15 protein-coding genes are annotated in these 15,409 nt (G+C 59.8%); 9 read left to right on the plus strand and 6 right to left on the minus strand.

Annotated features, from left to right (window positions below):
- Positions 1–815: 815 nt before the first annotated feature.
- From J4E53_RS10050 to J4E53_RS10070, 5 genes are all read left to right on the plus strand, one after another.
- A complete protein-coding gene (locus J4E53_RS10050) occupies positions 816–2,564 on the plus strand; it encodes an ABC transporter permease subunit (protein ID WP_103308638.1) in 1,749 nt (582 codons plus the stop codon).
- A 10-nt stretch (positions 2,565–2,574) separates the two neighbouring features.
- Complete coding sequence (locus tag J4E53_RS10055) at positions 2,575–3,879, plus strand: AAA-associated domain-containing protein (RefSeq protein WP_103308639.1); 1,305 nt, start codon at positions 2,575–2,577, stop codon at positions 3,877–3,879.
- Positions 3,880–3,937: 58 nt separating this feature from the next.
- Positions 3,938–4,996, plus strand: coding sequence for a sensor histidine kinase (locus tag J4E53_RS10060; RefSeq protein ID WP_103308640.1), 1,059 nt, complete (start codon positions 3,938–3,940; stop codon positions 4,994–4,996).
- On the plus strand, positions 4,983–5,621 hold the full coding sequence (locus J4E53_RS10065; protein ID WP_103308641.1) for a response regulator transcription factor: 639 nt from the start codon (positions 4,983–4,985) through the stop codon (positions 5,619–5,621). The genes J4E53_RS10060 and J4E53_RS10065 overlap by 14 nt, the downstream gene beginning before the upstream one ends.
- Positions 5,622–5,697: 76 nt before the next feature.
- Positions 5,698–6,240 (plus strand): hypothetical protein, encoded by a 543-nt coding sequence (locus J4E53_RS10070; protein WP_103308642.1) that lies wholly within the window; start codon positions 5,698–5,700, stop codon positions 6,238–6,240.
- 164 nt (positions 6,241–6,404) lie between these two features.
- Here J4E53_RS10070 and J4E53_RS10075 read toward each other — a convergent pair whose 3' ends face one another.
- The gene (locus tag J4E53_RS10075; protein WP_103308643.1) at positions 6,405–7,328 is read right to left on the minus strand and encodes a DMT family transporter; all 924 of its coding nucleotides are present in this window, start codon (positions 7,326–7,328) and stop codon (positions 6,405–6,407) included.
- 110 nt (positions 7,329–7,438) lie between these two features.
- Between J4E53_RS10075 and J4E53_RS10080 the strand changes: the two genes are divergently transcribed.
- Positions 7,439–8,305: a LysR family transcriptional regulator gene (locus J4E53_RS10080; RefSeq protein ID WP_103308644.1), complete on the plus strand. Its 867-nt coding sequence runs from the start codon at positions 7,439–7,441 to the stop codon at positions 8,303–8,305.
- 365 nt (positions 8,306–8,670) lie between these two features.
- Entirely contained in the window at positions 8,671–9,255 is a 585-nt protein-coding gene (locus tag J4E53_RS10085; RefSeq protein WP_060741641.1) for a DUF1349 domain-containing protein, read from the plus strand.
- Positions 9,256–9,383: 128 nt separating this feature from the next.
- Here the strand turns inward: J4E53_RS10085 and J4E53_RS10090 are convergent, their stop codons facing one another.
- Together J4E53_RS10090 and J4E53_RS10095 are read right to left on the minus strand one after the other, a co-directional pair.
- Positions 9,384–10,616, minus strand: coding sequence for an NADH:flavin oxidoreductase/NADH oxidase family protein (locus tag J4E53_RS10090; protein WP_103308646.1), 1,233 nt, complete (start codon positions 10,614–10,616; stop codon positions 9,384–9,386).
- Between the two features lie 54 nt (positions 10,617–10,670).
- The gene (locus J4E53_RS10095; RefSeq protein WP_103308647.1) at positions 10,671–11,171 is read right to left on the minus strand and encodes a MerR family transcriptional regulator; all 501 of its coding nucleotides are present in this window, start codon (positions 11,169–11,171) and stop codon (positions 10,671–10,673) included.
- Positions 11,172–11,320: 149 nt separating this feature from the next.
- Between J4E53_RS10095 and J4E53_RS10100 the strand changes: the two genes are divergently transcribed.
- Positions 11,321–11,701: a cytochrome c gene (locus tag J4E53_RS10100; RefSeq protein ID WP_177431699.1), complete on the plus strand. Its 381-nt coding sequence runs from the start codon at positions 11,321–11,323 to the stop codon at positions 11,699–11,701.
- A gap of 92 nt (positions 11,702–11,793) precedes the next feature.
- Here J4E53_RS10100 and J4E53_RS10105 read toward each other — a convergent pair whose 3' ends face one another.
- Together J4E53_RS10105 and J4E53_RS10110 are read right to left on the minus strand one after the other, a co-directional pair.
- Positions 11,794–12,426: a pyridoxamine 5'-phosphate oxidase family protein gene (locus tag J4E53_RS10105; protein ID WP_103308648.1), complete on the minus strand. Its 633-nt coding sequence runs from the start codon at positions 12,424–12,426 to the stop codon at positions 11,794–11,796.
- 91 nt (positions 12,427–12,517) lie between these two features.
- Positions 12,518–13,477 (minus strand): hypothetical protein, encoded by a 960-nt coding sequence (locus J4E53_RS10110; protein WP_103308649.1) that lies wholly within the window; start codon positions 13,475–13,477, stop codon positions 12,518–12,520.
- A gap of 495 nt (positions 13,478–13,972) precedes the next feature.
- Here J4E53_RS10110 and J4E53_RS10115 point away from each other — a divergent pair, with 495 nt between their 5' ends.
- Positions 13,973–14,245, plus strand: a complete 273-nt coding sequence (locus tag J4E53_RS10115; RefSeq protein ID WP_103308651.1) for a hypothetical protein — start codon at positions 13,973–13,975, stop codon at positions 14,243–14,245.
- 158 nt (positions 14,246–14,403) lie between these two features.
- Here the strand turns inward: J4E53_RS10115 and J4E53_RS10120 are convergent, their stop codons facing one another.
- Positions 14,404–15,258: a hypothetical protein gene (locus J4E53_RS10120; protein WP_103308652.1), complete on the minus strand. Its 855-nt coding sequence runs from the start codon at positions 15,256–15,258 to the stop codon at positions 14,404–14,406.
- Positions 15,259–15,409: the final 151 nt, after the last annotated feature.

A 15,409-nucleotide genomic window follows, 5' to 3' on the forward strand; every position in this document is an offset into this window, starting at 1 on the left:
CACAAAGGCAATCAAAACCACAGTGGAGTTGGGGCGAGGAGCAATCCCTCGTCACAGAAGCTTCAACAGCCTGTGCCTATACGGGCGAAATCGTCGCCAGCACGCCGATCAGAAGAGTCAGTGCCAAAAACCCACCTAGAAAAATCACCATCTTCGCCATGAGTACTCCTGGACCAAAAAATTGCAACAGGAGCCGCCCTGTGGCGAGGGAGCTTGCTCCCGCTGGGCTGCGCAGCAGCCCCAAAATGCTAGACCGAGGTGCGGGCGTCAGGGCCGCTGCGCGCCCCAGCGGGAGCAAGCTCCCTCGCCACAAAAGCAATCAAAACCACAGTGGAGTTGTGGCGAGGTGCAATCCCTCGTCACAGAAGCTTCAACAGCCTGCGCCTATACGGGCGAAATCGTCGCCAGTACGCCGATCAGAAGAGTCAGTGCCAAAAACCCACCTAGAAAAATCGCCATCTTCGCCATGAGTACTCCTGGACCAAAAAATTGCAGTACACGGGCAGCTCACTAGGCTAACCGCATGGTTATTCTGGGGCCGGGCCCGGGTTCATTACAGAGGCACCTGGCGCAGAAAACTACGGATCAGACGCACGCCCTTCTACCCTCCTCGCACAACCGAGCCCTCACCGAAGGGAACGGATATACCAACGTATATTTTCATGTCCCAAGTCAGCGTGGTCATCGCCCCGGGCAACACTTAATCTTGCCGGGCACTTAACGCCCCCCCGCTCAAGTGCGCTTCAACTTCATCACGTCCATTGATCGCAAGTGTGGTCGCAGCCCTGGTTTTCAAAGCGTAATAGAGGTGATCCATGCGCCCTTCATTCCTTGCACCTGCATTGACGCCCTTCAAAAACAGAGAACAACTCCCTGCCCATTCCTGGCGCGCCGACATAGCGTCATTGGGCCTCCTGGTGCTCTTGGCTGCCTTTGTATTCCATGGCCTGGACCAGATGAACCAGCCCCTCGGCGTGCTGGACGCTTCGCCACTGTCCCTGGATCTGGTGCACCTGCCGGAATATGCCTTGCGCACCACGTTGCGCATGTTCATCGCCTTGTTTGTTTCATTGGTTTTTTCCTTGGTCATTGCCACCTTGGCAGCCAAAAGCCGCAAGGCGGCAATGGTGATCCTGCCGGCGTTGGATATTCTCCAATCCGTGCCAGTCCTGGGCTTTCTCACTTTTACCGTTGTGTTCTTCATGGGACTGTTCCCGGGCAAGGAAACCGGCGTGGAGTGCGCGGCCATCTTCGCCATCTTCACCAGCCAAGTCTGGAACATGACCTTCAGTTTCTATCAATCGCTGAGAACCGTGCCCAACGATCTCTACGACGTCAGCCGACAGTTCTCGTTTTCGCCATGGCAACGTTTCGTCAGGCTGGAGTTGCCCTTCGCCACGCCAGGCCTGGTGTGGAATATGATGATGTCGATGTCCGGCGGCTGGTTTTTCGTCGTCGCGTCCGAAGCCATTACCGTCGGCGACACCACCGTCAGCCTGCCGGGCATCGGTTCATGGCTGGCGCTGGCGATCGAGCAGCAAAACATCACCGCGATCGCTTGGGCGGTGCTGGCCATGGTTGGGGTGATCATTGCCTATGACTTGCTGTTCTTCCGGCCGATTGTCGCCTGGGCGGACAAATTCCGCTTTGAACAGACCGCCTCCCAGAAACGCCCACGGTCCAGGGTCTATGACCTGCTGCGCTCGACTCGCCTGGTGCCCCTGGTGCTGCTGACGCTGGGCAGCCTCAAGGCGTCGATGTTTCTGGAAAAGATCCCTCGGCTGCCGTCCATCCGCTTCAAGACCAGCGCCCGCGTCAGCCGCGCCACCGACCTGGCCTGGCTCGTCCTGGTTGCCGCGGCCTGCATCGCCGGCATCCTGCACTTGTCGCGCTTCATTGGCAGCACGCTGGGCTGGGACGACGTCGCCAGTACCTTCGGCCTGGGCCTGGCCACCCTGTTGCGAGTCAGCGTGCTCATCGTGCTGGCCAGCGTAGTGTGGGTGCCCATCGGCGTCTGGATCGGCTTGAACCCGCGCTGGGCCGAACGCCTGCAACCCGTCGCGCAATTGCTGGCGGCCTTCCCCGCCAACGTGCTGTTTCCGTTTGCGGTGATCGCCATCGTCGCCCTGAAACTCAACCCCGATGTCTGGCTCTCGCCGCTGATGATCCTGGGCACCCAGTGGTACATCCTGTTCAACGTGATTGCCGGTGCCAGCGCCCTGCCAACGGATTTGCGCGAGGCGTCGCGCAGCTTCCACGTGCGCGGCTGGCAGTGGTGGCGCCAGGTCGCGCTGCCGGGCGTCTTCCCTTACTACATCACCGGCGCCCTCACGGCTGCGGGTGGCTCATGGAACGCCAGCATCGTCGCCGAGGCAGTGTCCTGGGGCGACCAGCATCTGTATGCGTCCGGCTTGGGGGCCTTTATCGCCCAGGCCACCACGGCCGGTGATCTGCATCGGGTGGCGCTGGGCGTCGTGGTCATGTCGATTTTCGTGGTGGGTTTCAACCGGTTGCTGTGGCGCCCGTTGTACGGTTTCGCCGAACGTCGGCTTCGAATTGATTGAGGGCAATCCCATGCAAGTGATAGACAAACGCTGCCTGGTGGATGTGCAGCAAATCGGCCATGTCTACGGCACGGCCGGCGGTGCCGAGCGCCGGGTCCTGGACAATGTCTGCATGCGCCTGGACGAGGGCGAAATCGTCGGCCTGCTGGGGCGTTCGGGCTCCGGCAAATCGACCTTGCTGCGCTCCATCGCCGGCCTGATTTCGCCCACCACGGGGGTGGTGGATTTTCCGCCCAATGCCCAAGGGCTGGCGAGTTCGGTGCGCATGGTGTTCCAGAGCTTCGCCCTGTTCCCCTGGCTGACGGTGCTGCAGAACGTCGAGGTCGGCCTCGAAGCCTTAGGCGTGGCGGCGCCCGAGCGACGTCGGCGCGCGCTGGCCGCCATCGATATGATCGGCCTCGACGGCTTCGAAAGCGCCTTCCCCAAGGAGCTGTCGGGCGGCATGCGCCAGCGCGTCGGCCTGGCCCGCGCACTGGTGGTCAATCCGGATGTGTTGTTGATGGACGAACCGTTTTCCGCCCTGGACGTATTGACCGCCGAAACGCTGCGCACCGATCTGCTGGAGTTGTGGCGTGAGGGGCGCATGCCGATCAGGTCGATCCTGATGGTCACCCATAACATCGAAGAAGCCGTGCTGATGTGTGACCGGATACTGATTTTTTCCTCCAATCCGGGGCGAGTCATGAGTGAGATCGTCGTGGACCTCAGCCAGCCGCGCAATCGCGCCGACCCGGCGTTCCAAGCCTTGGTCGAACACATTTACGTGCAGATGGCCGGCGGCGCGAATATCGGCTCCGCACGCCAGGAGACCTTTGCAGGCAGCGGCGTAGGCATGGTCCTGCCGTCGATTTCCAGCAATGCCCTGGCCGGGCTGATCGAAGCGGTGCAGGATCAGCCGTTTGCCGGCCAAGCGGATCTGCGCGAGCTCGCCGACGCATTGCGCTACACCGCCAGTGATCTTTTGCCGGTCGCCGAGGTGTTGCAGCTCCTGCGCCTGGCCGACCTGCAGGACGGCCACATCACTCTCCTGCCGGCCGGGCTGCGCTACGCCGAGTCAGCGGTGGATGAGCGCAAGCACCTGTTTGCCCGGCACCTGCTTAAGTATGTGCCGTTGGTGGGGCATGTGCGCCGGGTGCTGGACGACCGCCCCACCCGCACCGCACCGGCCAGGCGTTTCCGAGACCAACTGGAAGATTTCATGTCCGAGCACGATGCCGCTATTACGCTGGACTGTGTCACGCAATGGGGGCGCTACGCCGAGTTGTTCGCCTATGACGAAGTGGCCGATCAGTTCAGCCTGGACAATCCATCCTGAGGTGCTGCGGTATAAACTGCTTGGATCGGTCATTGGAGCAATGCGCGATGGACATTCAATGAGAAGGACCCAGCTGACCCTGCGCCTGCTGCTCCTGCTGGGGTTGGCGCTCGGCATCGCGGCGATCGATACGGTCACCGACCTGGAAATCGCCGTCGGGGTCTTCCAGATCGTGGTGGTGCTGATCGCGGTGAGAATCCTGCCGGCACGCGCCGTGGCAGGGGTCGCGATCCTCTGCATGGTCCTGACGATCCTGAGCTATCGGCTGACGCGTTTTGGCGACACGGAGGCCGGGCTGATCAACGTGCTGATCAGCCTCGCGGCCATCGCCGGCACCACGTACCTGGCGCTGCGGCTCTCGGCCGCCGTGCGCACGGTGCACCAGACCCGTGCCCACCTGGCACACATCGCCCGCATCAACATGCTCGGCGAACTCGCCGCCTCGATCGCCCACGAAGTCAACCAGCCGCTGGCTGCCGTGGCCGCCAGCGGCGGTGCCTGCCTGCGCTGGATGGCGACCGAGCCGCCCAACCTGCCCAAGGCCCGCCAGGCAGTGGAGCGGATCATCGCCGACACCCACCGGGCCAGCGACATCATCGCTCGGTTGCGCGGCATGGCCCGGCATCAAGCACCGACGAAGCAGTGGCTGAACGTGGCCGACACGGTCCATGCCGCGTTGCGCCTGATGACGGGCGAGCTGAACGAGCAGAACATCACTGTGCAGGTGCAGGTCCAGGACGGACTGCCGCCGATGCTGGCGGACGAAGTGCAGATCCAGCAAGTGATCCTGAACCTGGCGATGAACGCGCTCGACGCCATGCGTCAGGTTGACGTCGACCAGCGGATTCTGCAGTTTCAGGTGACGCTCGAGTCGCCTGGGCAGCTGCTCTTTTCAGTGTCCGACCAAGGCAATGGCTTGCCGGCCAGCGACCGCGAACGGGTGTTCGACGCCTTCTACAGCACCAAGCAGGACGGCATGGGGATGGGGTTGGCCATCAGCCGCTCGATCATCGAGGCCCATGACGGACGACTCTGGGCCACCAGCCATTCGCCCTCAGGTTCGACCTTTCACTTCACCCTGCCCGCCGTCACAAGGGAATCCGATGAGCCAGACTGACATGCATGACCAGACCGACTCGAGGGTCTTCATCGTCGACGACGACCCTTCGGTGCGGGCCTCCCTACAAGACCTGCTGGCCTCCGTGGGCCTGGCGAGCATGGCCTTCGGCTCGGCCCGTGAATTCATGGACGCCGAACGGCCGGACGTCCCGGCGTGCCTGATCCTCGACGTGCGCATGCCGGGCCTGAGCGGGCTGGATTTCCAGCAGGAAATGGCGCGTTTGAATATCCAGGTCCCGGTGGTGTTCATCACCGCCCATGGCGACATTCCCATGTCCGTCAAAGCCATGAAGGCCGGGGCGCTGGAGTTCCTGACCAAGCCGTTCCGCGAACAGGACCTGCTCGATGCAATCACCCTGGGCCTGAACCGCGACCAGGAACGGCGCAAGGCCGCGGCGAGTGTCGACGCGCTGAAACGTCGGCATGACGCGTTGACTGACGGCGAGCGCGAAGTGATGGACCTGGTCGTGTCAGGGCTGTTGAACAAGCAGGTGGCCGCCCAACTGGGCTTGAGCGAGGTAACCGTGAAAGTGCGCCGCGGGTCGTTGATGCGCAAGATGAATGCGGACTCGTTGGCAACGCTGGTGAAGATGTCGGAAAAACTCAAGGAAGCAGATCGCTAGCGGCCCATGATCACGGCTATCATTGCCGTTCGCCCTGTTGACGGGCGATGTCGCTGCCCCCCTCAAGGACTCAGGTATGAACCTTCTGCCGTCACGCTCCACCCTCTTCGTCTCCAGCCTTTTGCTCAGCTCGCTGTGCTTCGCCGAAGGCGAGCCAACCGACGGCAGCCTCATCAAGGACTCGACCAAGGCAGCCGTCTCAAGCTTCATTACCGCGGGCAAGAACCTGTTGGGCGGCGTCAGCGAAGGCGTGCTCGATGGCCGCGAATCGGCCCAGGGCGCCGATGGCGCCGCGATCATTTCTTCCAATGAGCAACTGAAAGACCGCGTCACCATCGAAGTCCTGAAGCTGGAGCCCGTTGACGACACCTTCAGCGTCACCCTCGGCTTCAAGAACAGCACCGACACCCAACTGCGCCTGATCAACCTTGGCCAGACGGGCGCCCTGCTCGCCATCGACCAGGCCGGTTACGCCAACAAGCTCGCAGGGTTTGAAAACCCGGATGAAGTCACCATTCCGCCGAAGACGGCCGTGCGGCAGAAGTTTGTGTTTGAAGGGTTGAACGAGAAAATCAACACCGTACGCGTGTGGGGCCAGGATTATCAGGTTAAAAAATAAGGTGGCGGTACGTTGATTGTCCCAAGTGGCATTCCCACGCACGGGAGCGATCGAAAGTTGTTGGCTCGAAACACAACCGTGGCGAGGGAGCTTGCTCCCGCTGGGCTGCGCAGCAGCCCTAAACAGGACAGCATCGAACATCATTGCCTGCATCTACTACTGAATCAGCCGGCTTTCGCCACACTCGCCGGCCCGACATTCAACGCAAGCACACTCGCCAACACGATAACCGCCCCAACCATCACCATCGCCGCTGGGCGTTCGGCCAGGACTAGACCAGCCATCAACATCGCCGTGGGCGGTATCAGGTAAAGCACCATGGAAGCGCGGCTCACGTTGCTGTGGGCCAGCACGTAAGCCCAAGCAAGGTACGCCAGCGCGCTGGGAAAAATACCGAGAACCAACACCGCCAGGTTCACCGAAGCCGAAGCCTGTCGCGCCGCGCTCAACATGCCCGGCGCGAAAATGAACAACAGGAGCGTGCCCGACCAGACGGTGTAGCAGACCAGGGTCAAGCCGTCGTAGCGATGGGTATGGTGCTTCTGCAAAGCGAAATACACACTCCAGGACAGCGCCGCCAGGAGGATCAATAGCCCACGGGCGTCCATATCACCCAAGCCTCGATCCCCCGTGACGACCACGGCAGCGCCAAGCAAGCCGCACAGTACACAACCCCATTGCCAAGCGCCGACTCTGTCCTTGAAGACAAAATGCGCCAACAACGTGCTGAACAACGGCGTGGACTGGGCCAGGACGCTGGCCGCCCCTGCGCTGACGCCCCGCTGACCGTAATTGAGGGCGATGTGGTGCAGACTCACGGCAAAGAAACCCAACACCGCCAGCAACGGCAAATCCCCGAGACGCGGCCAGGCAATACCCTTCGCCATCGCGACGACGGCCATGAACACCGAGGCGATGAGAAACCGCATCAACGCCAGCTGACCCGGTTCGTAGGCCTGCAGGCCGATGCGAATACCAATCGGCGAATAGGCCCAGCAAAGAATCACGAACAGCGTCGCCAGAATCACTTTCACGCGGGGTCTGCCGGGATTCTTCAAGCCGTCAAACGGCACACATCGGGTTTCCATTCAGAGTTCCTGCGCACTGAGCGTCTGGTCTATTTACGCCGCAGTATCAAAACCACCAACCCTCAATACAAGTGACTTAAACTCAGCCAACCATTCACTTTGGGTGAGCCATGGAACTGTCCCAACTGCGCATGCTCAAGACCGTCTGCGACACCGGCAGCATCGCCCGCGCCGCCGAAGTGCTGCACTGCGTACCGTCCAACATCACGGCACGGCTCAAATCCCTGGAGCGGGAGCTGGGTACACCGTTGTTTTTTCGTGAAGGTCGCGGCTTGCGGGTCAGCCCGGCGGGCGAGGTGTTCCTGGGGTACGCGACAAAAATCCTCAGCCTGACGGAAGAAGCCCGCCGCGCGGTAAACCCCAGCCACACGCCAAGCGGACCGCTGCGCATAGGCGCCATCGAATCCAGCGCCACGGGGCGCCTGCCTCAGTTATTGGCCAAATACCACGCGCAGTATCCTCAGGTGTCGCTGGAGCTGAGCACGGGGACTTGGGCACAGTTGCTGGACGATACCCAGCACCACCGGCTCGACGGTGTGATCGTGGCGGTCGATGTAGAACGGCCGGGGCTCAAGCGCGTGGTGATGTACCGCGAAGACCTGATGCTCATCGCCTCCGAATCCCACGGCCCGTTGCGCAACGCCGCAGACCTGCAAGGCAAGGCCATTTTCATGTGGCCCCCGGGCTGCCCGTACCGCTTCGCCCTGGAGCAGTGGTTGCTGCGCCATGACCAAGCGCAACCGATCATCAGCATCGCCAGCTATGGCGCCATCGTCGGCTGCGTCAGTGCCGGTGCCGGCGTCTCGCTGGTGCCTCGCGGGATCTACGAGCAATACCGCCAGGGGGCTGGCTGGACAGGGTATGAATTCCCTGAGCTGACGGGCATCGATAACCTGTTCTACTGGCATGAAAACGCTGGCCGGCATCCTGCCAGGGAAGCGTTTTTGACGATGTTGAAGACGGAGTTCGAAGGGTAGTCGCAACACCCTCCCCACAAAAGCCATCGGACTGCGCTGAGCGGCATCCCGCTGACCCTTCTTGTGGCGAGGGGATTTATCCCCGTTGGGGCGCGAAGCGACCCTAAAGCTGACAACTCAGTCCACCGACCAACACAAAACCCCGAGGCGAGGGAGCTTGCTCCCGCTGGACTGCAAAGCAGTCCCGAAACCCGCCAACACGGTGTATCCAGTCAACTCCCAGCGCTTGTTAGAAGGCCGCTTCGCGGCCAGCGGGAGCAAGCTCCCTCGCCACAGGTTTTCATCAACTCACCTGTCAGCGCACGGATGAAAAATGTTACATAGTTGAGGGATCGGTCCTAACCGCACTACGACAGGAGTCTGCTTTGGAATTAGCACTGCTCAACGGCTCATGGCTGAATGAACCGAAGATCTATACGCCCACAGAAACCACGCTGGAACTGCTGACAGACAAAGAAACGGACTTCTGGCGCGAGACCTACTACGGCTTTACCCACGACAGCGGTCACTTCCTGGGCCTTGAAGCCCCCTCCCGCTTCACCTGCCAATTCCGTATCCGCGGCACCTTCGAGGCGCTGTACGATCAAGCCGGCATCATGGTCCGGATCAACGAGCGGCAATGGGTCAAGGCAGGTATCGAGCTGAGCGACGGACACGCCATGCTCAGCAGCGTGCTCACGGATGGAAAGTCCGACTGGGCGACCAGCCCTTATACCGCAGACCCCACCGACTTCTGGATGCGCGCCACGGTGGCCGACGGCGTGCTTCGGCTGCAGGTTTCGTCCGACGGCAGCCACTGGCCGTTGGTGCGGTTATGCCCCTTCCCTGTCGCACCGAATTACCGGGTCGGCCCGATGGCTTGCAGCCCCAAGCGAGGTGGATTGAAAGTGCTGTTTTCGGACTGGACGCTTGGGCCAGCGCTTGGCAAGGATCTGCACGATTTGTCTTGAGTGCTTCAAGAGAAACATCTGCAGAAGCCGGTGAGGTTCGACTGTTCCTGACGAATCCACCCACTACGCACCTATGAAGACTTCGTGCGCGAGGCCGTGGCCGGGGCTTGAGCAGCCACGGCGTCGCGTCACGCTGAACGTTTTTCTATCCAGCGCCGGTACTGGCGAGTGCGGCATGCCATGCCAAGCTGCTGCAAGATCAGCGCGCGTAACGGCGATACATCAGGATCGGTCTTTCCCTGTCGACTGAGCCTGCGCAGCTGGAATTTCACGACAGCCATGTTGGCCAGGGACGCGACGGCTTTGTTCTTCCAAGTGATCGGTGGCAACTGAGGGGCATTGTCCTTGCCTTGGAGCCAATCGCGAGGCAAGTGCGGATCGATGGCCAAGGCCGTTCCGATGCCCACCATGTCCACCCCACTCTGGACGACACTTTCGGCCACCGGACGTCGACGTATGCCACCGGTGACCATGACGGGCATCTTGGCGACAGCCTGGATATCACGGGCAAACTCAACGAAATAGGCCTCGCGCGCCAGGGTGCGACCATCGCGGGCCTCACCCTGCATGGCGGGTGCTTCGTAGCTGCCGCCGGATAATTCCACCAGGTCCACACCCAGGTCATTGAGCCGTTCGACCACCTCCCTGGCGTCATCGGCCGTGAATCCTCCCCGTTGGAAATCGGCAGAATTCAGTTTGACCGCCACTGCAAAGTCCACAGAAACCACTGCCCTCACCGCCTTGACGATCTCAAGCAACAGACGCGCCCGATTCTCCAGGGAACCGCCCCACTGGTCCGTCCTGCGATTGCTCAGCGGCGAAAGAAACTGGCTCAACAGATAGCCATGGGCGGCATGGATTTCCACGCCGTTGAAACCGGCCTGTTCACCCAGGCGTGCGGTGCGCGCAAAGCGCTGGATAACCTCTTCGATCACCTCTTGAGTCATCGCGTGCGGCGTGGCGAAGTGCTTGGACAATGTGCCCAATTCCAGCGGTATGGCTGACGGTGCCCAGGCCTTCTGCCCAAGGTTTGCCTGCATCTGACGACCGGGGTGATTGATCTGCAGCCAGAATTGAGCACCTGCGGATCGACCAATACGCGCCCAGCGTTTGAACTTGTCCAATTGCTGGTCATCCTGCAGCACCACGCCGCCCGGACCGGTCATGGCACGGCCATCGACCATCACGTTGCCCGTGATGATCAGGCCGGCCCCACCGTCGGCCCAGGCCTGGTAGAGACGCATCAGTTCTTCGGAGGGTGCCTGCTCGGCATCCGCCATGTTTTCCTCCATGGCGGCCTTGGCGATTCGGTTCTTGAGCGTCGAACCATTGGGAAGCATCAGGGCATCGAACACATTCATGGGGCGGTCCTCATTTGACGTAGGGCCACCTTAAGCTTGAAGTGAACTTTAAGGTCAACCCCCTTTTTTCAGCTCCCGCAACGAGGCCTGGTGATTTCTGGGGTTGTGTTCTGAAGCCTGGCGAGCCGCTTTTTTCTTGGCAGGCGCCACACTCTCTTCGCGCAATCGGTGCAACAACAGCTGCGTGTTGTCCGCACACCCCAAGCCTTCGGGCTTACCCTCGATACCATCAATGACCAACAAAAGCTGAGCTTTATTCTGGGCCAGTCGTTGCTGGATGATTTCGATCTCCGCAACTTTGCGCCTGAGCCCACTGAGCAACTCTTCATGCTGCCAGCCGCTGGCATCGACCGGCAGCAATTGTCGGATTTCTTCCAATGAAAACCCCGCTGCCTGTGCGCCGGTGATGATCTCCAGGATCCACTCCGTCTCGGGGGCGTAGTCCCGATAACCATTGGCCTTGCGTTCGACAGACTTGATCAGGCCGCTCGCTTCGTAAAAACGGATGCGCGAAGGCGCCAACCCACTGATTCTCGCCAGTTCGCCTATCCTCATGCCCCACCCCAAATCATCGCGTTTGTTAACCTTAGATCTAACGTGGTTTAACGGCCAAGCTGTCCTATCCCGCAGTCACGCCCAATTACATGCACAGCTGTACGCGTTCGGTGCTACCACCGATAAACGCTCGGCCATGAATAGGTCACATGAACATCAAAACATCATTCGTCGCGCTACTCGGAATCCTGTCATTCATCCAAGCGTCAGCCTCCTTCGCGGACAACGCCAATGGGAAAACGCTCTATCTTCAGCGATGCGCCGTGTGCCATGGCGCGGATATCAAGGGAACAGGGCCATTGGCCAAGAAAAGCAACCCTCCAACCCCCGACCTTACGACACCCGCCTTCAAGAAACGACTGGCCGATTACCCGGGTGTGATTGTCTCTTCGATCATACTTCGCCCCAATGGAAACCTGATTCCAAGGACCTTGAAAGAGAATGGCGTGAAGATCCCGCCGCACCCTTGGAGCGTCAACGACCTGCGCGATCTGCATCAATACATGAGTGAGGTCATTTCAAACAAATGATCTTACGGGGAACTGCCATCTCGGCTTATCGATAACAACAGGCAATACCCAGGGCTTCTCGGGCCTGGGTATTGAAGTGTTTTATAAAACCGTCAGTAAAGCGTATTGGCAACACGCTCCGGCAGTGCCTTGTCATAAGCGTCGCCATCGACCTGTGATGGGCAGATGCGTTTGAACACCTCGCCTGCCGTGGGCAATGCACTGCGCTCGATCTGCCGCTTCACGTCCCACAACCCCGCCCTGACCACTGCCCTGCTGCACTGGAAATAAACACTGGTTACGGTGACTTCCAGAACGGTTCGAGGGAGTTGCCCTTTTACTGCGAAGCGGGACAACAGGGCTGGCTCGACGGATATCCTAGCCGTGCCATTCACGCGCAAGGTTTCCCCCACGCCCGGCACGAGGAAAAGCAGCGCGACCCGGGGATCCTCGACGATATTTCGCAGCGAATCGATACGGTTGTTGCCACGGCGATCGGGCAGATACAGCGTCTTGCTGTCATGGACATGAACGAACCCCGGCGCGTCACCCCTCGGAGACGCATCCAGCCCTCCGGGGCCTGAGGAAGCGAGGATCACAAAGGATGCCGCCTCGATGAAGGGCTGGTAAACCGGATGGATATGGTCGACTTCCTTGAGCATCGAGGGTGTCGCGACGGGGCCGTAGAGGCTTTCCAGCGCCTGGGTGGTGGTGATGTAGGCGCTGCTGTCGTTGTCGCGTTCCATGCTCATCTCCTCTGTAGCTGTTTAAAAATCGCATTCAGTTGCGCCGCGCCCTCTCAACCTTCCAACCCAACGACGACCGAATCGACCGCTTTCAGGTCTTGGAGCTCATGCGCCCCTGGATCGCCACGCGCAGGCAACCCCAGGCAATAAAGCCGACGATCACGCCCTCGGCGACACCCACCAGCAAGTTGAAGGAAAAGCTCAGCGGCTGCTCGGCCCAATAGAACGTCGTCGAGCCCGTTCGAAAGCCACTGACGCGCAGCCGTCCGGTAAAAATGGCCGGCACCAAGCTCATGACGTTAGTCAGTTCCAGCACCGCAAAGAAGGCGCCCAATAGCGTGAGCAAGGCACGTGCGGGCACGCCCAGTTTCTCGGTCGGCTCAGGCGCAGCAGCGTCACCCTGTTCCCGGCGCTGACGGGCTGCCCTTACTGCCTTGCCGCTGCTAGGGGCCGGAGTTGGCCTATAGGGCACCGTCACAACCGGCGCCGCCCCCTCGACGACCTCAGTGGGCAACGCCACGCCCAGGTAATCGGCCAGCTCCCGCAGCCACACGTCCGTGCGTTGACTGCCCGGCACCACCGGAACGTTGTCGGTCGTCAGGCGCTGCGCGGTGCCATCGCGCAGTATCAGCCACAGCTGGGTGCGAGCTCGCCCAGCCTGCGGGAGGCGGCGCAGTTCGAGGGATTTGGCAGCCTCGATCCGGAAGGCCGATTGCACACGCTCGCGGCGCCCGAAAAGGTTACGAGTCAGGCGCTTGCCTTCGCCGTCGACCCGCGACAACACCAACGTTTCGTGGACGCCGGTGTACACCACCAGCAGCAGACCAAGGGCAGGAATCAGCAGCCACAGCAACATCATCAATAGAGCGGACAGTGGATCCACCTCCGCCATCAACGAGGCCCCATCAACCATCACGAACACAGCGAACGCCATGGGCAAGAGAAAGGCCACCGCCCCTATCACCCATACGACCAAGCTCTGCACCACGTTGCGCGAATGGATGTACAGGTCACCCTGCGCGGTGCGCTCGAACCGATGTCCTATCAACATGCATGCCTCCTGTTGCGTTGCTTTGCAGACTGTTCGAGGGGCCGGGATGACGATTGGAACGCCTCGGGCCGGGATGGTGTTCCAGAGGCGCAGGATACCGGATGTCGCGGCCTCGGGGTTGGGGTGGGGTTTCTGCAGTGTGAGCAACTATTCCTACAGAAATGGATAAAGTCGGTTCGTTTCCTTGGAGAGTTCTCATGATTCCTACGAAGGCTTCGGAATCTCTCACCTTGTTCGTCTTGGGTGCGCAAATCTATAGTCCCTCACGTCGCCCAAATGGCGATCAGGTTTGGCGACCTGGGATCACGTGCAAAAGTGCTGCGTTTTTTGCGATGGCTTTGGCACACTTGCGCGGCTGTCCGTTATGGCAGTTGTGCGCGGGAGACCTTCGGGTCTGCCGGTTCCGATCCCGGTTCGCCAACCTGCGTGCAACTGCCACCCAATTGTTTGGCGACGATTGAGTGGTTAAAACCTCACTAGATCGGAGTTTCAAACATGGAAAGATACGTTCCTATCACCGGCATCGACTGTACCCCTGCGTCCCTACTCATCGATACCCAAGCACCGCTTGACGTCTTGCATGCAACCGCTGACTACCGTATTCGCGTGGTTACCCAGGTCTTGGAAAACATTGCGTTTCGCTCCGAGATCGCCAGCGACACCGTGGTGCTGTCGGATTTTGCACAGCTTTTGGTGATTCCGCTGCGGGATGGGTGTGATTTGCTGGAGGTGATTGGTCGGCGGCTTCAGGCGCAGGTTGAACGTTAAGGGATTACGGGCGCTTAAGGCGCCCGTTTTGATGCTGGCATTTACAGGTTGTGGCTGATGGATAGTAATTGTGCAGGCATTCGGCAAAGACTGCTTTCGGCCAAAAGCGGTCTGTCAGCGGAATCGATATGACAGACCTTTGTATCGAATTGACTTATCTATTGGAGAGACTCTCCCAGAGCGCTCGCAATATCTGAAGCTTGAACGTGCAGACCGTACATCGAGCCCGAAAGATGTTTGATCTTTCGGATTCTTCGCCCCACCAACACCGGATTTCTCACGCGTAGTTCATGACGATCCTTCAAAAGCCCCGCATTGATTGATCTGAAGATCCAATTTGGCCGCAGCTGACCTGCAACGCTAGTATCAATCTCTTCAAGGCATATCCTGACGAGCTTGACCAACGTAATCGTCTCACTGGGAGAAAAGGTTGTTGGAGATTTGTCTCCGAAAATCATGCCGGGGTTGGATGAGCGTGCCTCCCAGAATCTCTGAAGACTTGGTGCGTCGTGCTTCAGGAGCTTCGAGTACTCGCTCGAAAGCTCAGTGGCCCCGTGGATTACGTGGTTTCGTCTTAATCTCAGGTATTTAACCGTCCTCAACAATGAGGACTCTATTGGCACAGTATGCGTCACCAAATGCTGATTCAAGGTCTCATCAATGGGATCAGCCAGTGTAATGGGGGTTTCAGCCATATCTCCCCAGTGCCGTAAAGCAGCCTCGATGAAGAGAAGCAATTGCTCGACAGCGAAAGCGAAGCTCACTCCCAGCGATGTATTGAGTTGAGCATCACGAAACGACAACAGGCGTGTCATAGGAACGTGTATTCGCTCGGCGAACTCGTTGTCAGGGAACACTTCGCTCGTGAATTCAGTCGGACGCAACGTCGCTAACTCCTGCCATCGCGCAGCGACATCTTCGTGCATAAACAGGGTGAGGCACAATTGGTCGTTGACGCTCGCTAATGCTCGCATGTGAACGTTGCGAAGGGGCGTTTTGGTCGGTAGCGACATTCAGTGTTCTCTTGAGTCTTGGAAGGTGACTGGCTTTAGATTGTCACGAATGAGCAGAGAATTCCCAGGGCTGGGGTTGCTGATCTGAATCGCTCCTGGTTTCGTAGACACCTCGAACGGCTGCAAGGGTCGATAGGAGCCGATCAGACTA

Origin of the sequence: Pseudomonas sp. FW305-28 (assembly GCF_017351395.1) — a bacterium.
GTDB classification, from domain to species: Bacteria; Pseudomonadota; Gammaproteobacteria; order Pseudomonadales; family Pseudomonadaceae; genus Aquipseudomonas; species Aquipseudomonas fluorescens_AA.